Origin of the sequence: Haloferula helveola (assembly GCF_037076345.1) — a bacterium.
Lineage (GTDB): Bacteria > Verrucomicrobiota > Verrucomicrobiia > Verrucomicrobiales > Akkermansiaceae > Haloferula > Haloferula helveola.
Window position 1 is genome coordinate 1,008,682 of the sequence record NZ_AP024702.1, and the last position, 23,667, is coordinate 1,032,348.

The 23,667-nt window shown below is 62.6% G+C and carries 4 protein-coding genes; 1 reads left to right on the forward strand and 3 read right to left on the reverse strand.

Going from position 1 to position 23,667, the window contains the following annotated elements; all coding sequences use genetic code 11:
• Positions 1-95: 95 nt before the first annotated feature.
• Entirely contained in the window at positions 96-9,017 is an 8,922-nt protein-coding gene (locus HAHE_RS03555) for a LamG-like jellyroll fold domain-containing protein (RefSeq protein ID WP_338688681.1), read from the reverse strand.
• Positions 9,018-9,210: 193 nt separating this feature from the next.
• Positions 9,211-18,186: a beta strand repeat-containing protein gene (locus HAHE_RS03560; protein WP_338688682.1), complete on the reverse strand. Its 8,976-nt coding sequence runs from the start codon at positions 18,184-18,186 to the stop codon at positions 9,211-9,213.
• An 815-nt stretch (positions 18,187-19,001) separates the two neighbouring features.
• Here HAHE_RS03560 and HAHE_RS03565 point away from each other — a divergent pair.
• Positions 19,002-19,517: a DUF4870 domain-containing protein gene (locus HAHE_RS03565; RefSeq protein ID WP_338688683.1), complete on the forward strand. Its 516-nt coding sequence runs from the start codon at positions 19,002-19,004 to the stop codon at positions 19,515-19,517.
• A 54-nt stretch (positions 19,518-19,571) separates the two neighbouring features.
• Here HAHE_RS03565 and HAHE_RS03570 read toward each other — a convergent pair whose 3' ends face one another.
• Entirely contained in the window at positions 19,572-23,381 is a 3,810-nt protein-coding gene (locus tag HAHE_RS03570) for an Ig-like domain-containing protein (protein WP_338688684.1), read from the reverse strand.
• Between the last annotated feature and the right edge of the window lie 286 nt (positions 23,382-23,667).

The following is a 23,667-nucleotide window of genomic DNA, read 5'->3' on the forward strand; positions in this document are numbered from 1 at the left end:
TTTTCCCCTTTCCGACGCCAGTCAGGGTGACCGATTGGCCACCCTGACACTTGGATTGCTTATGCTTCGCCGCGGACAATGCGGCTAGGAGGCGCTTAGGGCACGACCTCCACCCGGACCCGGTAAAAGCGGGCCTTCTTACCGTCCGGGAGGAGCGGCGGATAAGGGACACTCGCGACATGGTAGTCCGGATCGTCCGTCGAGTCGGCTACGTTGCCCGGGCTCGCACCGCTCGGGTAGAAGGTGCCGAGGTCACTGCTGAACTCGACCGTATAGCTCACGCTCCCGGGCTGCCCGAAGTCGTCGCGACGGATGAACAACGCATCGAATGTTACCCCGCCACCGAACGTCAGCTGCGTCGTCGGCGAACCATTGACGGAACCGTCCGGATTCAACGGGCCACTGTCCAATACCCCGATCTCCGTCCCGAAACCGAACTCCAGCAGGCTGACCAAACCGTCACCGTCGGTGTCGGTCTCATCCAGGCTACCGTCCACCGGGAGACCGTTGGCAAAACGCCAGCCCTCGATGATCGAATAAGCGATCAACGCGACGTCGTTTCCGTCTCCTGCGACGTAGTCCACGGCGCCCGTCCTGCCCGAGCCAAGGTAGTCGTTGCTGAAGGGGTCACCGACGGCGAATGTTCCCGTCACCGCGTCGCCAGCCGTGTCGTTGTCGATGACCACGATCGGTGCCGGACTCGCCTCCGGTGCACCGACCTCGAACACCGTGAGCGTCGGACCGGTCAGGGTGACAGCTCCGTTGACGACCAACTGGTCGAAGGCCGCCCCGGGTGCACCCGCGGTGTTGTCGACATCGATCTCAAGAACCCCGGAAACCGTCAGCGGCCCGGTCGTCAGCGTGGTGACTCCGTTACCTCCCGGACTCAGGGTGCCGTCGACATCCACCGCCGAATCCGTGGAACCATTGCCCTCAAGCCGGGATCCCGGATCCACGGTGTAGGTTCCACCGCCCGTGTGGGAGCCGTTCAGTTCCAGTGTGCCGTTCTCCATCACCGTGGCACCAACGTAGGTGTTGGAACCGCTGTGGATCATCCGCCCGCCGCCCCGCAACACGATGCCCGCACCGGCAACGGTTGAACCGATATCTCCCGCGAGATCGACATCACTGGCGACGCTGATACCACGGTTGGCCGTCAGCGTGGCCGGACCGTCGAATGTCAGCGTGCCATTGTTGACCGCGTCTCCGAGGTAGGCACTGTTGCCACCACCATTCTCGAAGAACAGGTCGTTGGAAACTGTTCGCGCTGCAGCGCCGTCGGAGCTGAGACCCGCTCCGTAGATCGACAGGATGCCGGTACCGAAGGGGCCGCTGGTAACCGAGCCGGGACCACCGACGCTATCCAAGCCGACCTGGGTCAGGTTCGTGGCGTCGTTGCTCTCGTCACCCAGAATCGTACCTCCGGAATAGGTGTGGGCGGCCGCCATCAGGAGTGTGCTGGAGCCCAGCTTGGTCACACTTCCCGTGCCGCTGATGATCTGGCTCTGCACCACCGTGTCGGTGTCCATCGGATGGAAGACGAGGCTCGAGTCATTGACGATCGGCCCCGCCACGGTCCCGGTCAGGGTGCCGTCTCCCAGTTGGAGCGTGCCCAAGGTGACCGTCGTCGCACCGGTGAAGGTCGATGCGGCTCCAAGAACCAGCGTATCCGTGCCGACCTTCTCCAAAGTCCCGGTCGTCCCGGTGATCGGACAGTCGATATTGTTGGTCGATGCATCATTTCCGAGCACCAGGCCTTCCTCGCCGATTTCGACCACGTTGGTCGGGCTCGCGTTGAGGGAGCCGATGATCACGGTGCTTCCACCCGGACTGCCGCCGCTTCCGGTCAACTGAAGCGTCACACCCGGAGCGACCGCCGTCAGACCGATCCCTTCAGCGGAGTAATCGCCGTCGTTCACCACGATCGTGCCCGCCGGATCCACCGCGGCCACAGCCTCGGTGAGGGTCGCGAAGGCATCGAAACCGAGAGTCGCGCCAACGACCGGTGTGCCGCCGTCGGCATCCGCAATCGGATCGAGGAAAGCACCACCGAAGTCGTCATCCACATAGACTGTGGCCGGCACCGCATCATTGATGTAGATCGAGCCGGTAATGGCACCGCCCGAGTCCTCGTCACCGTCGTCGATCGAGATCGAAATGGTGACCGGATAGGTCGTCACACCACCCGGCACGAACTCCATCGCTGCCAGCGCGGCGTTGACGGCTGCGGCGCTACCGCTGACGGAGAACACCCCGCCACCGTCGTTGCTCAGACCCGAAAGGCTGTCGCTTCCGTTCCAGCTCTGGATGGTCAGCGTGGCGGTCAGCGACTCCGTCGCGACACCCGCCGCGCTGCCGGTCGCCTCGTTCCAGAAGTTGACGCAAGGAACCGCGGAAACACCGCCCGCCGGATTGCTGATGTTGCTGTCCCTGAACGGGCCCGTTCCAGAGTTGGTGTTGCCACCGACACCGCTGCCCGCGCCCTTGCCGATGTTGGTGGTATGGTCGCCGTACCAGTTGACGGAGTCGTTGTTGAGAAGCGTGGCGGTCCCCTCGGGCGCCCCGTTCAGGGAGTATTTCACCGTGTCATTGGAAATGTCGTACACGACGGCCAACTCATTGAACCCTCCGGGCAGCACGGGAACCGTCGAGAGCGGCACTACGACCACGCTGTCTCCCAGCCAGTCGAGATCCTGGAAGACATTGTCGCCCGGATTGTCGTCGGTCGGTTCGCTTCCACTTCCGCTACCCGCCTTCGAGAGCAGGTGCGGAATGCCATCGACGAGAAGGATGGCGGAGCCATTGGAGCTGCCACCCACTTCAAACACCACCACGGTTCCGGTAAGATCGGCCGTTTGCGGTAGGAATCCGAGTTCCACCGAGAAGCCGGCCCCAGCATTCAGGGTCGAGCCACCCGTATCGGAATCTAGGTCCATGTCGGCGTCCCCGTTGGGCCGTCCGTCACTGAACACCGCCACGTTGTCTTTGTAACGGAACAAGGGTTCGGAGCCCGCCACGACCGTTGAACGGTTGCTATCGGTATCCAGCACCACGATATCACCCAGTGCCTGGTTACCCGTGCCAATCACGACTTGGGCAAGGCTGGCGGCGTCCGGCACGTCCGCAGGCTGGTTCACGCCGGTCACCGTGACCGTAACCGTGGCGGTGTCGGTCGCCCCCTGGCTGTCATCGAGCGTGTAAACGAAGGTGTCGGTATCGGTCGCACCCGGAGCCAGGGTTTCGAAGGCGCAGCCAGGATCGTAGAAGAAGGAGCCATCCGACTGCAGATTGACGAAGCCCTTGGTCGCGCTGGTGTCGATATCGGAAACGCTGAGCGTGTCGTTGGTATCGACCGAACTGTCGACTCCGGAACCGGTGTCGTCGGTGATCACGTTGCCCGAGACCGAGGCATCGAGATCGACCGCATAGTCGTTCGCCGTTGCCGTAACCGGATCATTCGCACCGATGATCGTGATGGTGGCGAGCACGGCCGCTGGAGCGGGCAAACCGCCGCTGTCCTCACACAGGTAGGTGAAGGTGTCGGTATCGGTTTCCCCGACCGCAAGCGGATTGAAGGTGACCGGCGGGACGTAGTCGAAAGTCCCGTCCGGATACATGGTCAGCGATCCTCCCTTGTCGGTCGCAACCACGGTCGGTCCGCTGACCGTCGTGCTCTGGACCTCGCTGACGACGAGCGTCAGGGAATCGCCTTGGTCGGGGTCGGTGTCGTTGATCAGGACCGAAAGCGCGCCGGTCACACCCGTGTCCTCGTCGGCGTTGGCGGCCAATGGGTCGGCGTTGGCCGTCGGCGCGTCGTTTTCGCCCGTCACCGTCACCGTGAACTCGGCGGTCGAAACACTGGTGCTGGCCACCGGAGTTCCGTTGGCCAGGGCGGCCCCGCCACCGCCGCCGGCCAGCGTGTCGTTGTCGTTGATCGTTCCGCTGATCACGCCAAGCCGCAGCGTCCCGCTCGTCGCATCGCCACTGATCGACAGGATCTCGGCGCTGCCGCCGGAGCTGCTGGTGACGGTTTGCCCGACCGCGAAGGCCACCGTTCCGCCGTCGTAGTCGAGCGTCGAGGACAGGTCGCGGATCGTGTAGGTGATCGTCTCATCGACCGTCTGTCCCGCGGCGAGGCCATTGAACACGGTGCCGGGATCATAGGTGATCGTGCTGCCGTCCGTGGTGACCGTTCCGAGGATGTCGTTGAGCTGGGAGTCCGCGCTCGGGAGTTTCACGATCGTGAAGTCGAGATCCGCGAAGTAGTCGCTCGACCGCGAGCCACTGGGGCTGATGGCGATGTAGATCGTGTCGTCCGCATTCGCGAATCCAAGCAACTGATCGAAGCTCGCAGTCGCTCCACCCGCAACGGGTGTGCTGTTGATCGCCGCAGGCCCGACCAGCGTCTCCACCGAGATGCCGCCGCTCGATCCGGAAGGCACCGAGATCGTGCTGCCAGTGATGCCGTAGTAGCCGTCGCTGTCCACGGTGTAGGCCAGGATCAGGCAGCGGTCCTTGTCGTTGCCCGCGGTGTTCTGCGTCGATCCCAGTCCGGGGATGCCGGTTCCGTCGGGACTGATGCGGAGATAGGCGCCGGGTTCGGCAGTGGCATTGCTGTCAACACCGTCGTCATCGACCAGCCAACCTCCCACGGTGGCATCCCAAACCAGCGGCAGGTAGTCCGCCTCGGACCCCAGCGCCCCGGTCGTGCCGTCGAAGGAACCGCCCGACGTCCACCCGGTCGGAGCGTTCCATAGGAACTGCCAGCCGTGATTCGATCCGTCGCGGAAGTCGGCGGTCTCACCATTGACCGTGCCGGTCGGGATGTTGGTGGCGAAGTTCGAAACATCGCTCTGCAACTCCACCACAACGGCATCGGCACCGAGGTCGTTGGCCACCGGATCGAAGACGGTCGGACCGTCCGATTCGTTGACCCCGAAGTTGTCGTCCACCGCGAGGAAGTTGCCGACGCCGGTCACGTTGACCGTCACGGTGGCGGTGGTCGTCCCGCCGGCGCCGTCACTGATCGTGTAGTCGAAAGTGTCCATCACCACATTACCCTCGGGAATGTCGGCCAATCCGGCCGAATCGTAGTCAAAGGACCCATCCGCATTCAGGGTGACCGTGGCACCGAGCGTGGTCGTCACGCTTGATCCGGGACCGCCCGTTCCGGTGAAGCTCTGGATCACTTGGGCGATCGCATCGAAGTTGGCTTCGACCTCCGCGATCGAGAGTTTCCGGTCGTACACCCGGACGATCGAGATCTGCCCTTCGAAGGCGGCCGACGCTCCCGGCGGGAAGCCCGGAAGCCCGAACGAGTTCTGCAGGGCCTCACTGGCATTCTTGGCACCGATCCCGGATCCGTCGGAACCCGAGAAGTTGTTGGTCGTGCCCCCGGCATTGGTGTCGCTGGCGTCGGCGACACCGCTGAACGCGACCGGATCGCCATTAAGGTAGAGGGTCAGCGTGTCCTCCACCGTCGGTGAGTCCTTGTCGTAGATCGCGATCAGTTGGTTGAACTCGCCGGGCACAATGCCGGTCGCGGAGACCTGGATGTTGTTGTTGGTGTCGTCGCCACCATCGATGATGAAGTCGACTTCGGCGGTATCCGCGTTGTAGACGATCGCCATTCCGTTCCCGCTGCCGCCGCTTTCCATGAGCATCTGGCGCCCGGTCGTCAGCGGGGTCGGCTGGAACCAGATCTCGACCGTGGCGTCATTGTCCGAGATCGGCTGGAAGCTCGTGAAGGTCCCGACAGGATTCTCCCATGACTGACCGACGGCTCCGAAATTGGACTCGAGCACCGGAGGCGCGATCAGTGAGCCGGAAGACATGTTCACGTTGTAGGTCGATCCTCCCCTGCCGGTATTTCGCCAGACTCCTGCAAGCAGGTCGGCGGGAGTGACGTCGTTGGCATTCACATTGAGATACGCCCCGCCCGTGCCGAGGGCGTGCTCGTCGTTGCCGACGATCTGGTTCGCCGCGAAGTTGGTCACCAAGAGTTCGGTTGCCTCGAGCGTGTCGGGAACGGCCGTATTATGTCCGGTGACGGCGACTACCACCTGTGCCGTGCCGGTCCCGCTGGCACTCGTGACCTGATAGGTGAACCGGTCGTAGCCGACCTCGTCGGCCACCAGGTCATCGAAGGCACCGTTCGGATCGTAGGTGAACGCCCCGGTCGCGCTGTCGAGGGTAACCGTGGCTCCGGAGTCCAGATCCGCGGTCTGGCTGACCGTCTTCAGCACACCCGTCGCATCATCGAAGATTCCCGTCACTGACAGCGTGTTCCCTTCGATGTCGGTATCGTCGGCGATCGCCCGGAAGCTTTGCAGGACATCCGCCTCGCCGAGCGCCTCGCCATAGATGCGGAATGCGGCGATCGAGCCGTTGAAATAAGTGTCGTAGGCTCCCCCGCCGGCAGGGTTGGCAAATCCGCCGTGACCATCCCCCGCGAAGTGGCCGAGACCATCTCCGTCGCCTCCAACCCAGTCGGTGTCGACCACCCCGCCGGAGGACGAGTCGACCTCGACTCCATTCACAAACAGCGCGAGACCGCCTCCGACCTCGACGGACACCGCCACTTGGAAGAACTCGTTGATGGTCGTCTGGCCGCCGAGCACTCCGAGCGAATCGGTATCGAGGTCATAGCTGACCGTACTGCCCGAAAGTGTGGCTCCGTCCGTTTCGGTGGCTGCGATGAGCACCTCGTTGTCGATCACAAGGCCCAGACCCTGGGTAGCCCCGCCATCGAAAATCGTGGCAAACTGGGTTTGGTCGGCGACATCGAGTTTCACCCAAGCCTCGACGGTAACATCCTGTAATTCGATGGCGTCGCCCACCACGTCCTCAAGGCTGTCGGTGCCTTCGCTCAGACCATAGACGGCAAACGCGTCAGTCGTTCCGTCAAAGTCGTAGGCCGCGGTGAGTTGCGCGCGGGAGCTTCCGGGAGATCCGTCGAGCGTGACACCCCCGCCGAGGCGCCAGTCCAGAGCCGTTCCGGCAACCGGTCCGGTGTTCTGCCAGGTGTCATTGTCATTTCCGGGAGCCCACGCCTCGTAGTTGACGAGGAGAAGGTTGGTCGCTGCTTGGTAGTTCCTTTCGACCTGATCGGCGTTCAGCGCCGCGCCGTAGAGCCGGAAGGACGCGATCTCACCGAGGAACGGCGCGTCATAGGTTCCGCCCCCGGCACTGTTGGCGAATCCACCGTGATTATTGCCACCAAACCTGCCGAGACCGAAGCCGTCGCCACCGTCCCAGTCGGAGCCGTTACCCGACGTCGTATTGTCGACCAACACGCCGTTGACGTAGAGCGACATCCCGCTGTTCCCCACCCTTGCCACTGCTGCGTAATGGTTGAAGTCGGTGGTCGGATCACCACCGACGAGCCCAAGTGGATCCGCCACGAGGTCGTAGCTCACGTAGCTCCCGGACTGTGTGCTTGCATCGAGTTCCATGGCGGCTTCAAGCACGCCGTTGTCGATCACCATCCCGATGCCGGTTCCACCACCCGTTTCGAACAAGGTCATGACCTGACTCGTATTGGCCGGTTTTGCCCAGAACTCGAAAGTCGCGTCATTGCTATCGACCCCGGGTAGAAGTTCATGGATGGCATCATTGCCCGTCCCGGTCCCGTAGGTGCCGCTCGCGTTGACCGTTCCGTCGAAGGAGTACGCCGCACGGATGGACGAGACCGAGCTCACCACCGACGGACTATGGGTGACGCCGGAGCCGAGATTCAGATCCAGCGCGGTGCCACCCACGGGTCCCAGGTTCTCCCAGACACTCGAACCCGAGCTGTAGTTCGCATCGTAGTTCAGGATCAGGCTACCGAAGTTCGCCGGCGGAGCGGTGCGGGCGGCACCATCGTTGGCGGTCAGATCGGCGGTGCTGACAAGGGTAGAATCGGAGAGCGGGCCCGCGATCAGGTCATCGGTCGCGTCCGGCGCGTCATCCACACCCGAAACCTCCACCGTGACCGTGCCGGTGTCGTCCACCACGAGCGCGTGAAGGTAGTTGGCGTTCGCTTCCGAGGCGCTCAGCACCCGGTTCTGATAGAAACGGATGACCCCGATCTGACCGTCGAAATTGCCGTAGGTGGACACGCTCGGGCTCGGGTCGGCAGTTGCGGTCGCGCCCCCGACGGCGCTTGATCCCTGATGTCCCAAGCCCGCTCCGTCACTCCCGCTCCAGTCGTTGACATCGGTCGGCGTGGCATCGGAGCCTGCAAGGGTTCCGTTGATGTAAATCTTGGTTTCGTCGTTGGGATCAGATGCGTTGACATCATGGGTCAGCACGACGTGAATCCACTCGCCGGCGGCGATCGCACCCGTGCCGACATTGACCGAAGCACTGCCATCCTTGATCAGCCAGAACAGGGTGCCGTCCGACTTGAGGAAGAAGCCCGAACCGTCTCCGCTTCCACCTGTTTCCAGGATGATCTGGTTCGAGGCCACATCGTCCGGCTTGAACCAGAACTCAAGGGTGACGTCCTGGGTACTGGAGCCGTCGAACGACCCCCGGTCAGCACCACCCGAACCGTCGAACTCGTGGGCGGAGGTGATTGACGGTGGAAGCGACGTTCCGGTCGCCGGAACAATCGAAGGCAGCCCTGTAAAACCGAAAGAGTTGACGGTAGCCGTGGCGTCCAACACCTGATTGGCCTCGGTTACGACCTCGCCCAAGACCAGCGTGTAGTCGAAGGTGTCCGTCAAGGTTCCGCCGGAAGCCAGATCCCTCGCCGCGGCACTGCTCGTCGGGTCGTAGAGGAAGGTCCCGTCGGCCAACAGCGTGACACGCGCGTTCTCCGCACTCATCACCCTGCCCGTGGCCGGAGCGACAATGGTGCCGGAATCATTTGCGGTCACCGAGCCGCCCCAAGCCGGAGCGTTGGCGGACGTGCTGAGGAACGGGCTTCCGACACTTCCGTCGTCGTCCGCCGTCACGTCACCATGCAGTGGCGCCAGCAGGACCGGAGTGAGGAAAGCGAGACGAAGGATGGGTTTTTCGTTCGATTTCATGATGGGTCTGATGACCATAAAGATCGATTCTTAGGGTCGCCAAGCCCGAAGGCTGCCCGGATCGCATTATGGCTCAGAAATCTGCCGGGGGGATCTGCGGTCTTGGATCCAAAAAAGCCAGGGCAGCCGTTAGGCCACCCTGGCGTTTGGAGTGTTGGCGGCTCCTGCCGGAGCCGTGCATGGGCCGGTCCGATTACGGCACGACTTCCACCCGGACCCGGAAGAATCTCGCGGGTTTGCCATCCGGCAGCAGCGCCGGATACGGCACGCTTGCAACATGGTAGTCCGGGTCATCGGTCGAGTCCGCGGCAATCGAGATCGTGTCGGCGTTCGGATAGAACATGCTGAGGTCACTGCTGAATTCCACCGTGTAACTCACGCTACCCGACTGCCCGAAGTCATCCCGGCGATTGAACAGGGCCAGCGGTCCCGGACTGATCTGGGTGGTCGGTGAACCGTTCACCGATCCGTCCGGATTCAACGAACCGCCGTCGAGAACGCCGACCTCGGTGCCGAAGCCGAACTCGAGCAGGCTCACGAGACCGTCACTATCGGTATCCACCTCGTCCAGGCTACCATCGATCGGCAGACCGTTGGCCACCCGCCAGCTCTCGATGATGGTCGAAGTAACCAAGGCGATATCGTTGCCGTCTCCACCGGCATACTCAACCACGCCCGACTTGCCCGATCCGAGGAAGTCCATACTGAAGGGATTGCCGTCGATGAAGGTCCCCAGCACTGCGTCGACCGACGTGTCGTTGTCGATGACCACGATCGGAGCCGGATTGGCCTCAACCCCAACCTCGAAGACCAGGATGCTCCCACCGCTGACATTGACTCCGCCGGTCACCACGACCTGGTCGTAGGCGGTACCGGCCGCACCCGCCGTATTGTCGACGTCGATCTGCACGGTTCCGCTAACCGTCAGGGGACCGGTGGTGAAGGTGGCGATGTCAAAACCTCCGGGATCGAGCGTTCCGCCGACCGTGACCGGCGATGCGATGGACCCGCTGCCAGCCAAGAACGCACCGCTGCTGACCGTGAATGCCGCGCCACCCGTGTGGGTGCCGTCGACAACCAAGTTGCCGGCATCGACATCGGTTGGTCCCTCATAGGTGTTCGTTCCCGTGAGAGTGACGGTTCCGTTGTTGTAGTTTGTGCTGACCTCCACGCCCAAAGGACCCGAAATGTCACCGCTGACCGTCCAGGTGCCGCTGGTTCCTCCGGCGTTGCCTTGGAACAGGACGTTACCGCCGGTGTTGTCGATGTTGCCGGTGATCGTGAGGTCGATGTCGACCGAGCCGTAGTTGCCGAACCCGCGGTTCGCGTCATCGATGGTGGCGATCGAACCGCTCAGGGTGAAGTCCTCCGCCCCACCGCAACGGAAACCGCCGCCGGTGATGTCGATGTCATTCGAAATGACGATCCCCCCAACACCGGCCTGCAACTGACCGCCACGCGACAGGATCTTGCCGGTGCCGAGGTCGGCGTTGTCGTTCACCACGACGAAGCCCTGCTTGGCTCCAGCGATACCGTCAAAGGTCGAGCTGGCCCCATCTCCGAGATCGAATCCCCCGGAGAAGGTGTTTCCACCCGGTGTGTTGAACTCGACCGTTCCATCTTCGAAGGTGCTGACAGATCCATCCCCACTGATCGGGTTCGTATGGACGTAGGTCGTGTCGTCATCGGCACCGAGAGCGAGGATCGCCGGAGCGTTGACCACAATCCCGGAACTCGCGAGTGAACCCCGGTCGGAGGGGTTCTGGTAGGTGATTACGATGCGGCCGTCATCGATCGTCGTGACTCCGGTGTAGGTGCAAGCACCCCGGATGCGGATGTCTCCCGTGCCGACCTTCGTCAGCGTGCCCGTTCCGGCGATCGGCGCATCGATGATGGCCGAGGCGAAGTCCGAGGCACCCAGCGTGAGGTCGCCGTTCTGGAGATCGATCGAATTGGTGGGTCCGGCTGAGACCGAACCGATCGAGACAGACTCGCCGGCATCGGTCAGGCGCATCGCAGAGTTGCCGGTCATGGAAACGTCTTCACCACTGTAGTCACCGCCGTTGACCACGACCGTCCCCGTCGAACCGGCCGCAGCCAGACCCTCGGCGATCGTTGCGAACGCATCGAAGCCGAAGAGCGCGGCGGAAACCGGCGAGCCGTTGTCGGCATCGGCGATGGGATCCAGGAAAGAGCCGCTGAAGCCGTCGTCCACGTAGACATTCGCCGGTGCGGTGTCGGTGATGTAGATCGTGCCGGTCACCGGACCGCTGCCATCCTCGTCACCATCGTCGATCGAGACCGTAATCGTAACCGGGTAGGTCACACCCACACCCGGAACGAACTCCATTGCCGCCAATGTGGCGCTGACCGTGGCCGCGTCTCCGGTGGCCGTGTAGACTCCTCCGCCGTTGTTGGTGACGCTCGACAGAGAGTCCGTCCCGTTCCAGCTCTGGATCGTCAGGGTCGCGGTGATGCTTTCCCCGGCACTCGTCAGGACGCTGCCGGTGGCTTCGCTCCAGAACGAGAGGCAGGAGATCGCCCCGGGACCCCACGCCGGATTAGCCATGAGGTTGTCGCGGAACGGGCCGCTGCCCGAATTGGCGTTGCCACCGACTCCGCCGCCGGCGCCTTGGCCGATGTTGACCGTGTGGTCTCCGTTCCAATCGACCGAGTCGTTGTTGAGAAGGGTCGCGGTGCCCGCGGCGGCTCCGTTCATCGAGTAGTCCACGGTATCATTGGAAATGTCATAGACGACCGCCACTTGGTTCGACTCGCCGACCACCGCCGGGGTGGTCGAGAGCGGGACGACAATGGCGCTGTCTCCGGCCCAGTCGAGGTCCTGGAACACATTGTCTAGCAGGCTGTCGTCCGTGGGCTCGTTGGCCGCAGCGCTCCCTGCCTTCGACAGCAAGTGCGGGATCCCGTCAACGAGCAGGACCGACGAGCCGTTCGAACTTCCGCCGAACTCGAACAGGACCACCGTCCCGGTCATGTCGGCCGCTTGGGGCACGAAGGTGATCTCGACCGAGAATCCGTCGGCATCGGTCAGCGAGGGTCCTCCGGCATCGACATCGAAGCTTCCGTCGTCGTCCGGACGCAGGTCGCTGAAGACCGTGACGTTGTTCTGGAAGTCGAACAGCGCGGTGGCAACCGTGTCCACTTCCGAACGGGTGCCGTCACCGTCGATGACCAGAATGTCCTCAAGCGGCACCGTGCCGGCGCCGACCACCACCTGTGCGAGGCTCGAGGGATCATCGACGCTGGGCGGAACGTTGTCCTCATCGACCGTGATCGTCACCGTCGCGGTGTCGGTCCCGCCCTGTCCGTCGCTGAGGGTGTAGACGAAGGTATCAATGGCCGAACCTCCCGGAGCAAGCGTATCGAAAGCACAGCCCGGGTCGTAAGTGAACGTTCCGTCCGACTGGAACGACACCGAACCGAGCGTCGCGCTGGTATCGACGGCGGACACGGTGAGCGTGTCGTTGGTATCCACCGAACTGTCGAGTCCGCTGCCGGTGTCATCGGTGATGAGGTTGCCGCTGGCAACGTCGTCGGCGTCCACGGTGTAAGCGTTCGCGGTGGCGGCCACCGGATCGTTGGCGCCGTTGATCGTGATCGTCGCGGTCACCGGTGCGGCGGCCTGGAGGCCTCCGCTGTCTTCACAAAGGTAGGTGAAGGTGTCGGTCGCGGTCTCACCCACGGAAAGCGGGTTGAAGATCACGGGCGGCGTGTAGTCGAAGGTGCCGTCCTCATACATCGTCAGCGAACCTCCCTGGTCGGTCGCGACCACGGTCGGGCCGCTCACCGGCGTGCTCTGCACTTCGGCGACCACGAGGGTCAGGGCGTCGCCTTGGTCGGGGTCGGTGTCGTTGCTGAGAACCGACAGGGCTCCGGTCACACCGAGATCCTCGTCCGCGGTGGTCGCGAGCGGATCTTCGACCGCGGTCGGGGCATCGTTCTCGCCGGTCACCGTCACGGTGAACTCGGCAGTCGAGACGCTGGTACTCGCCACCGGGGTGCCGTTGGCCAGTGCCGACCCGCCACCGCTGCCAGTCAGGGTGTCGTTGTCGTTGATCGTCCCGGTGATCACACCCAGACGCAGCGTGCCGCTTGTCGCATCGCCATCCACCGCAAGGATGGTGGCGCTGCCTCCGGAGCTGCTGGTGAGCGTTTGTCCCACATTGAAGGCCACCGTTCCTCCGTCATAGTCGAGCTCGGACGACAGGTCGCGGATGGTGTAGGTAATGGTTTCATCCACCGTCTGTCCGGCGGCCAGCCCGGTGAAGGCACCGGCCGGATCGTAGGTGATCGTGCTGCCGTCGGTGCTGACGGTGCCGAGGATGTCATCGAGTTGCGACTCGGCGCTGGGCAGCTTCACCAAGGTGAAGTCCAGATTCGAGAAGTAGTCGCTCGCCCGCGATCCGTCGGGACCGATCGCGATGTAGATGGTGTCATCCGCATTCACGAAGCCCAACAGCTGGTCGAAGTTTCCGCTTCCTCCGCCCGCGACCGGAGTGGTGGCGACCGGAGTGGATCCGACCAGCGTTTCCACCGTGATGCCGCCGCTCGAACCGGAGGGCACGGAGATGCCGCTATCGGTGATGCCGTAGTAGCCGTCGCTGTCGACGGTGTAGGCGAGGATCAGGTAGCGGTCCTTGTCGTTACCGAGCGTGGCCTGGGTGGAGCCGAGGCCCGGAATTCCGGTACCGTCCGGGCTGATCCGCAGATAGGCACCCGGTTCCGCAAGCGCGTTGCTGTCGAAGCCGTCGGCATCGACCAGCCAGCCACCGACGGTGGAGTCCCAGACCAGTGGCAGGTAGTCCGCTTCCGAACCGAGCGCGCCGGTGGTTCCGTCGAAGGAGCCGCCGGGCGACCAACCGGTCGGGGCATTCCAGAGGAACTGCCAGCCGTGGTCGGAACCGTCCCGGAAGTCGGCCGTCTCGCCATTGACGGTCCCGGTCGGGACGCTCGCTCCGAAGTTCGAAACGTCACTCTGGAGCTCGACGACCGCCGCCTCGGCACCGATGTCGTTCGCCAGCGGATTGAACGCGGTCGGACCGTCGTTCTGGGAGACTCCGAAACTGTCATCGACGGCGAGGAAACTTCCCACACCGGTGACGTTGACCGTGACCGTCGCGGTGGTCGTGCCCCCCGCCCCATCGCTGATGGTGTAGTCGAAGCTGTCCATCACCACGTTGCCTTCCGGAATGTCGGCCAGGCCGGTCGAGTCGTATTCGAACGAGCCGTCGGCATTCAGGGTGACCGTGGCTCCGAGCGTGGTCGTCACGACCGATCCGGGACTACCGGTTCCGGTAACGCTTTGGATCGATTGGGCAATCGCATCAAAGTTCGCCTCGACTTCGGCAATCGAGAGTTTCCGGTCATAGACCCGCATGATCGAAATCTGACCTTCGAAGGCAGCGGAAACCGTGGGCGGGAACCCCGGCAATCCGAAGGAGAGCTCGAGGGCCTCGCCGCTATTGACCGCTCCGATACCGGAGCCGTTGCTGCCTGAGAAATTGTCGGTCGTGCCACCCAAATTGGTCTCGCTGGCGTTGGCAGCGCCGTTGAAGCTGGTCGGATCTCCATTGAGATAGAGGGTCAGTGTGTCCTCAACTGTCGGTGAGTCCTTGTCGTAAATCGCGATCAACTGGTTGAACTCGCCCGGCACGATGCCGGTCGCGGAGACCTGGATGTTGTCGTCATTGTCATTTCCACCATCGATGATGAAGTCCACTTCCGCCGTGTCGGCGTTGTAGACGATCGACATGCCGTTTCCGTTGCCGCCGCTCTCCATGAGAAGCTGACGACCCGTCGTCAGAGGGGTTGGCTGGAACCAGATCTCAACGGTCGCATCGTCGTCCGAGATGTCCTGGAAGCTGGTAAAGGTGCCGGTGACATCCTTCCATGACTGGCCGACCGCGCCGAAGTTCGACTCGAGCACCGGCGGTGCAATCAGTGTTCCGCTGGTAATGTTGACGTCATAGGTCGAACCTCCACGCCCCGTATTCCGCCAAGTTCCGGCAAGGATGTCCTCCGGGGTGACGTCGTTCGCATTCAGGTCGAGGAACGCGTCGCTGGTTCCCAAAGCGTGGTCATCGTTGCCTACGATCTGGTTCGCGGTGTAGGTGGTGACCAAAAGCTCGGTCGCCTCGATGGTATCGGGCGCCGCTTCGTTCAAACCCTCGATCACCACCACGACTTCCGCCGTGCCCGTGCCGCTGGCACTTGTGACCTGATAGGTGAATCGGTCGTAACCCAGATCATCGGCCACGAGGTCATCGAAGATGCCATTCGGATTGTAAGTGAACGCACCGGTCGCACTATCGAGAACCACCGTCGCGCCAGAGTCGAGGGTCGCGGTCTGGCCTGTCGTTTTGACGGTTCCGGTAGCATCATCGAAGATTCCGCTGACCGAGATGATGTTGCCCTCGACGTCCGTGTCGTTGTTGACCGCCTCGAAGTTCTGGCGGATGTCCGACTCGCCCAGCACTTCTCCATAGAGGCGCAACGCGGCGATCGAGCCGTTGAGGTAAGTGTCGTAAGCTCCCCCTCCGGCAGGATTGGCAAATCCGCCGTGACCAGCCCCTGCGAAGTGGCCGAGACCATCGCCATCGCCGCCGATCCAATCGGTATCGACGACTCCGCCTGTGGACGAATCGACCTTGACTCCGTTCACATAGAGAACCAGTCCCTCTCCGACCTCGACGGACACCGCCACCTGGAAGAACTCGCTGATGGTCGTCTGGCCGCCGAGCACTCCGAGCGAATCGGCATTGAGGTCATAGCTGACCGTGCTGCCGGAGAGCGTGGCGCCGTCCGATTCGGTCGCGGCGATGAGGACCTCGTTGTCGACCACAAGGCCCAGACCCTGCGTGGCTCCGCCTTCGAAGATCGTGGTGAATTGGGTCTGATCGGCGACATCCAACTTCACCCAAGCCTCGACGGTGACATCCTGCAACTCGATGGAGTCGCCCACCACATCTTCGATGCTGTTGGTTCCTTCACTCAGACCGTAAACGGCAAACGCGTCGGTCGTTCCGTCGAAGTCGTAGGCCGCGGTGATCTGCGCGCGGGAACTGCCGGGGGCTCCGTTGAGCGTGACGCCGCTGCCCAGCCGCCAGTCGAGGCTGCTGCCGGCAACCGGTCCGATGTTCTGCCACGTATCGCTGTTGTTGCCGGGGGTCCACGCTTCGTAGTTGAGGAGGAGCAGGTTGGTCGCTGCTTGGTAGTTCCTTTCGACCTGATCGGCATTCAGCGCCGCGCCGTAGACCCGGAATGACGAGATCTCGCCAAGGAACGGGGAATCATAGGTTCCGCCGCTCGCACCATTGACGAAGCCCCCGTGGTTGTCGCCGCCGTAGCGGCCGAGGCCGAAGCCATCGCCACCATCCCAGTCGGAGCCGTTGCCCGCGGTCGTGTTGTCAACCAGCACACCATTGACATAGAGGGACATCCCGCTGTTTCCGACACGCGCCACCGCCGCGTAGTGGTTGAAGTCGGTGGTCGGATCACCACCGACGAGTCCAAGCGGATCGGTAACCAGATCGTAGCTGACGTAGCTGCCGTCCTTCGTGGCACCATCGAGCTCCATCGCCGCTTCGAGCACGCCGTTGTCGATGACCATTCCGATGCCGGTTCCACCACCGGTTTCGAACAAGGTCATGACCTGGCTCGTGTTGGCGGGCTTGGCCCAGAATTCGAAGGTGGCGTTGGAAGAATCCGTTCCCGAAAGCAACTCGTGGAACGAGTCGGCACCTGTATTGGTGCTGAACAATCCTGTTGCGTCGGCCGTGCCATCAAAGGAATAGGACTGCCGGATGGTGGGCACCGCCGAAGTGACACTGGTATTGAGGCTCACACCGGTACCCATTTCCATATCCAGCGTGGTGCCGCCGATCGGTCCGCGGTTTTCCCAAACGGATGCGCTGGAGCTCAGGTTCGCGTCGTAGTCGAGAATCAGGTCGCTCCGATTGCCCGGCGCAGCCGTACGGGTGGACCCGTCATTCGCCGTCAGGTCCTCGGTGCTGACCAGGTTCGCCCCGGGTACGCCTCCGGTGATCAGGTCGTCCACCGCGGAGGGCGCATCATCGACGCCGTCGATCTGCACCGTGACGGTGCCGGTGTCGTCCACCACAACGGCCGACAGATAGTTACCGCTCACCTCCGAGGCACTGAGAACCCGGTCGCGGTAGAAGCGAACCGCGCCGAGCTGCCCGGTGAAGTTCCCGAAGTTCGTGACTCCGGGCGCCGGATCATCCCCGGCACCTTGGCCTCCGGCGGTTCCCGCTTTCGCGCCGAACCTGCAGGCATCCGTACCGCTCCAGTCGTTCAGCGCGGTCTCACTGTTGTCGAAATCGGTCTCAACGCCGTTCAAATACATCCTCACCTCATCGGTCGTCCCGGAGGCATCCTTGTTGTAGGTCATCGCGACGTGAATCCACTCGCCGGCGGTAAGTGCGGTCGTGCTGACGATCGATGAAACCCCCTGGTTCTTGATCAACCAGAACAGGGTTCCGTCGCTCTTCAGGTAAACGCCCGAGCCGTCACCCGAGCCGCCGGTTTCCATCACGATCTGATCGGCGGTGACGCTGTCCGGCTTGAGCCAGAACTCAAAAGTGACGTCCTGGGTGCTCGCGTCGTTCGGCGACTGCTGGAAGTTCGTGCGGTCGGCGCTGTTGCTGCCGGTGAACTCGTAGGCCGACGTGACGACGGAAGGAATCGAAGTCCCCGTGGCTGCCACCGGCGCGGGAAGCCCGGTCACCGTGAGGGTGTTTTCCGCCGTCGTCGCATCAAGGGTCTCGGTCGCCTCGGAACTCACGTTGCCGAGGGTCAGCATGTAGTCGAAGGTGTCGGTCAGACTCGCTCCGGATGCCAGAAGCCGCGCTGCGGCCACGCCCCTCGGATCATAGTAGAATGTGCCGTCGGACAGGAGAATGACAGCCGCCCCTTCCGTTGAAGTAATCGGACCGGCAAGGGGCGTGACCGTGGTTCCGGTGTCGTTTGCGGTTACGGATCCACCCCACGCAGGAGCGTTGGAATTGGTGGTGAGGAACGGGCTCCCGCCACTGCCGTCGTCGACCGCCGTAACGTCACCATGCAGTGGCGCCAGCAGGAACGGAGTGAGGAAAGCCAGACGAAGGATGGGTTTTTCGTTCGGTTTCATGATGGGATTGTTTTTCTAATGAACGTTTCTTGTTTCGACCAAGACGGAACCACGGTGGAGGCCTGATTCTCCGGGGAATTCGTCCCGATATCGCCTCAAAGCGGCATCGAATCGGGGAGCCGGATCGGCACGACAAGAGCCGGCGGGACGCATCCTTGCGTCGGCGCTTTCGGCCAAGGTTCCGGGGGTCATGGGTTTCTTTCCGCTGACGACGACGCCTCCCCGAAACGGCCGAAATTCGGCAATCCGGAGGGCATCGCGCCAGAGGGATTTGGGTTTTTGGGAAGATAGACCAAAACGGTCGATTTTCCACAGTTTCAGATAGCCTTAACGAAGCCATTCACGGTTCGGCAAGTACGTTCAGGTGATAATCCGCAGAAAATCCTACGGGAAACTCCGTAGGGAGAATGCAGTCCTCCAATTGACTATTCAGACAGCTGAACTGAACAATTTCCGAACACCGTCATAGGACTTCATCTTTGTTGCCGATTGAAGGAAATCGGGGCCAATTCAGCTCACTTCTTGGGCGCCATGATGGCATGACCGAAACGACGTCCAAACCCGGCTGACAGAATTCCAAATGCACTCTTTTGCATACCCGGTGGCTTCGATGAGCAGCGCCTGCTCCGCAGGGCGGCCTTCTAACACATGTCAAAATTGTATCTCCGCGCCGATATGCCCGGCCCCCGGCAACACTGAATTTTCCTGAGCCGGAAGAATCCGCCCGATCCGCCGGAGGCACTCCGTCGATTCCCTATAATCCGTGGCAGCGGTTGTAGTCGCGGAAGAAGCCGGTCGCGGTTAGACCACTATCCGTGAACACCTCATCTCCCGATTCATCAACTCCCGAGAATTCCGAGTCCGATTCTGCACCGGAGCCGTCATCCGGCGACGCCGTGGAAACCCCGCCGTCACAGGAGCTCGTTCCCTCCGCCGGAACTCCCCCGCCCGCCCCGGAGCGGTCGGGCATCCATCTCGAGGACAACTCGTGGTGCATGCTCACCCATCTCAGCGCGCTGTCCGGCTGGGTCGTCCCGTTCGGCAATTTCATCGGACCCTTGATTGTCTGGATCCTGAAGAAGGACACCAGCCCGGCGGTCGACGCCCATGGCAAGGAGGCGCTCAACTTTCAGATCACGGGCCTGATCGTCACCACCGTCGCGGCGGTGATCACGGTGGTCCTGACCTTTGTGGTCATCGGCATCTTCCTGTGGCCGCTGCTGCTCCTCCTGCCCATCGTCTACAACCTGATCTTCCCGATCATCGCCGCCTTCCAAGCCAACGAGGGCAAGGCCTACGCCTACCCGATGAACTGGAGGATCATCCAGTGAGACGAACGGCTCAGGCCCCCGGGCTGAAGCCGCGGGGCCTGAGTACGGGCGAACTCAGAACGGCAAGGTCACCTGCACCCGGAGACGGGCGAAGAGCGTGCCATCGACGGCAAGCGTGCGGCGGATTTTGACCTCGACGAGGTCCACACCGGTTCCCGCTCCGTTTGGAGTCTCGGAAATGATGATGTCCGCTCCCGGTTCAGCGGTCGTCCATCCGCTCAGGTCGCTGCCATACTGTACCTCGATGGTCGTGTCCCCATCGGCATTGGCGTCGTCGCTTCGCCGGTAGGTGAAGATGAAGAAGTCGGGGTCACTCGAGTTGTCGTAGGTCGGAGCGAGGCCGACATCATCGGCGGAGTCGGTCGGATCACCACCAACCACCCATTCGATTCCCGTGGCCAGTCCGCCAATGTCGACATCACTCTCAGGATCCGCATTCCCTATCCCGGGAAATCCACCGATCCACGATTGATACGTATCGAGAGGAACTTCGGCGAAGAGGCTGTCGAGGTTCACCCCCTGCAGTGCGAGCACATCAGCGGTCACGTTGCCGGTGTTCCCCAAGGCTTCGGTCACGGCTTCGACGTAGTCAGCTGCCGCCAGTTCCGAAACGTAGCCCGACCAGTTGCCGACTTCCTCGGCCGCATTGCTGTCGTCCCGGCCGTAGCGACCGGTCTGCCCTCGGTCGTCAAGTCCACCGATCCCATTGACCTGCCAGCCTTGGGAATAGAACGATCGCCCACCGGCATTCAGGAGATCAAACTGCGATGAAAGGAACAGGTAGTCGCCGGCCGAGTTCACGCCGACGCGACCCGGATCCGTCGTGACCGAGTGACTGAATGCGGAATCCAGCTCCAGTTGGGATCCCGGATCATCGTTGAAGACGATCGAACCCGAGGTGTTCAGGTTCTGATCGGCGCTGGTGTCTTCCAGACGGATGAAGTCCGCGGTGTCCGGCAGTTTCACCATCGTCAACGCGGTGCGACCGCCGTCGATCGTGAGCGTGCCATCGGGACCACCCTGCCGGACCTCGACGTTGAGGACCTGGTTGGCGGAGCCGGTCTCGATGATCGCGCCGATCGTCGCTGCACCTTGGTCCGCGCCGTCGAAGCCGCGCAGGTAGACGCTGGTCATCGTTCCCGAGATCTCAACATCGTCGAGGGTGAGCCGCTGAACCAGAGTCGACCGGTCCTCCGGAGCTGACCCATAGGTATTGGCGAAAACCAGATAGTGTCCCTGCTCGACGAGCGTGATGTCCGATCCGGAGCCTGCGAATGCGAACGATCCGGCATCCATCTCGTCCTGTTGGGCGTACTCGACCTGATGCCAGTTGGAGTCGTTGGGAATCACCTGATCCGTGCCGGCGCCGTCGTGACCCGCGAGGCGGAGGTAGTTCCAGGTGTCATCCAGTTTGACCATCTGGATCCCGGTGGCTCGGGCCGCCCGGATCACCCCGGCCCCCGAATTCGAGTCGGTCCGGATCGATCGGAGTTCGAGAAGATCGGCATCGCTCGCGACATCGACGATGGCACCGCCCGCCGTGATGGTCTCGTCCTGCCCGGAGTCCCTGCGGATGTAGCCCTGAGACCACCCCGCCGCGAGGTCGGATCCGGCCAGGTTCAGCCGGGTCTGGATCTGGGAGCGGTCCGATCCCGAACTCGAATCGAAGCGGGAGTTGTAGAGCACCAGGTGGTGGCCGGTGCTCATCTCGAATGACGATCCACCGGTGAGCGTGTGGCTTTCGCTCCGGCGACGGGCCAGATCGAAGCCGTGGACGAGGTCCGCAGAGTCGGTCAGGGCCTCACCTCCGAACACGGCACTCCAGATGGTCACGGCCCCGGCACCACCCGGTTGCACGGGTGCCGCCGCGGCGGTGGTGAAGTTCCAATTCGGATCGGATGTTCCCGATATGCCGGCGTAGGCGACACCATTGGTGCTCTCGATCGCAGTGGGATCGATCTCGATGTGATAGGCGGTGCCGTCGGCAAAGTTGTTCGTCGGGTCGACGGTGAGTTCCCCGCCGTCGAACGTAAGCCTCGGTGAGGTCGCGACATCGAAGGTCTCGAAATCGCCCACACCCGTCTCGACGATCGTGATCGAGCCCGAACCGGGTTGGACGTCCCGGTCGAATGTCAGGACGAGATTCGCGAAATTGAACACGTCGGATCCGAGCTCGCCATCCGCCTCATCGGCCGGACTGAGGGCGGCGACCACCGGTTCTTCATAGTCCGGAGGAAGAACTCCCGCGGAGGTCGCGGCGAATCGCACCTCATCCATGACCGGGGTGTCCTTGAATTGCAGTGCCAGCACATCGAACTGCGACTGATCCAGCGCGGGAATGCTCCAAGGCTCCATGACCGGATCTCCCAACGACAGGTCCTTGCCCGGCGCGTAGATCGTCAGGGTCTCGTTGGCGAGGTCATCGGCACCCCACTCGATCTTCCCGACCAGCAAGCCGCGAGGCAGCGCGCCGCCAGAGCCGTCGATATAGTACGAACTGTTCTTCGTGGCCAGTTCGGCCACCGTGTCCGTGTCGTTGTCCTGCCAATAGGCGCCCCTCACTCTGGCGCGGTCGTGAGTCACACCGATCCCCTCGCCGGCCACGAGGTTCTTGCGGTCGCTGTAGTTGACGGGCTCGAACTGATCGCTCGCGAGGGCGAAATGCAGGTCCGCGTTGGTGAAGTTCTGGTTTTCCAGATCGAAGACGACGCTGAACCAGAGCGTCGCACCGTTCGCCATGAGGCCTGCATCCGAAAGGGTCGAACCGAGCGGGCGCACCAACGCGCTCCAGCCATCGCCCCGGGCGTGCCCGCCCGAGAAGCGCAACGCGCCCCAATCCTTGCTGCCGTTCTGCGCCTTCGGGTTGCGCAAGGTCGACGCCCACGGACCACCGAAGCCGAAGCCGCCGTCCTGGGTATTGATGTTCTGTCCTGCCGTGTAGTCGAAACCCTCGTAGAGCAGGGTCTCGGCGAGGGTGACCGTGGTCTCGACCGTCGAGGTCTTGGCCGACGAGTCGGTGACCCGGAGCTTGATGGTGTTCTCGCCCAGCACCATGCCGTAGGTGCCTTGCAAATCGGCAAAGGAGATCTCGGGCGGAGTGCTGCCACTGACGGCCTCATCGAAGTCTCCGTCGTTGTCCAGATCCCAGTCATAGGCGGTGATGCTCTCACCGGTGGAAGGCGTGGATGCGCTTCCATCGAGCTCAAGCGATACGCCGTCGGCAAGAAGGTAGGGTCCGCCGGGCTCGGCCACGGGATTGAGGAAGGTGACGCTCAGATCGACGTCGTCGAACTCCACCTCACCGCCGGAGCCACCGGACAACTGTTTGCTCAGAAGACGGATCTCGAGGGCTTGGCCCACCAGACCGGCATCGGCAGCGTCGTAGCTGTAATTGACGGTGGCGGTCGCAAACGCACCGGTCGACGGAGGATTGGAATTGTCGTCCTCCGCGAGCACCGTGCCGCCCGCCACCAGTTGAACGACATAGCCGTCATAAGTGTACGGATACGAGTCGCCGACCTCGACCGTCAGTGTGTAGGAAGCATCCGCTTGGAAGGTCGAATAGGCACCCGAGAGCACCTGCGAAAGCCCGGCGTCCGGCGACGACCCGAACACATAGGCCACGTTCGACCCCTCAGGCGCCTGGGTGTCGAAGTCGAGCACCGTTGGGTTCCATGACCCCCACACACTTGGCGAGTTGTAGGCCGTCCAACCGTCCGGAACTCCGGTATTGGCGTCGGTCAGAACCGGAAGTTCAAAGCCGGGATTCTCGATCGGGATGGAAACTTGCCCATGCGAAAGGCCGACGCTTCCGGCTACGGTCAGCAGGACTTGGGGCAGGGTCTTGAGGTCATTCTGTTTCATAGGCATCGCAACTCGGAGGAGCGGTGGAGTGGCGACGATACAGTCTAACGAAACTGGAAGATCAATGATTCTTACAAGACCTTAACCTCTTCCTAACAAATGCGCGTTCGCTGCTGCAGATTGCAACGACTTGGCGTCCCGTTTCCGAAAAAACGCGCGACGGCCGAGACCTGGACATCCTCCCAAGTGAAGCGCGGCTCCGCTCCATCTCCATTCGGATCACATAGGTCCGACGGTGCCCTTCGCGAACGTCCGGTGGCCTCCCCACCGGCAGATCGCATCCCGC

Bases quoted from the DNA above. Each gene is read 5' to 3' on its own strand.
- HAHE_RS03560 (WP_338688682.1), bottom strand. From the start codon at position 18,186: ATGAAACCGAACGAAAAACCCATCCTTCGTCTGGCTTTCCTCACTCCG.
- HAHE_RS03555 (WP_338688681.1), bottom strand. From the start codon at position 9,017: ATGAAATCGAACGAAAAACCCATCCTTCGTCTCGCTTTCCTCACTCCG.
- HAHE_RS03570 (WP_338688684.1), bottom strand. From the start codon at position 23,381: ATGAAACAGAATGACCTCAAGACCCTGCCCCAAGTCCTGCTGACCGTA.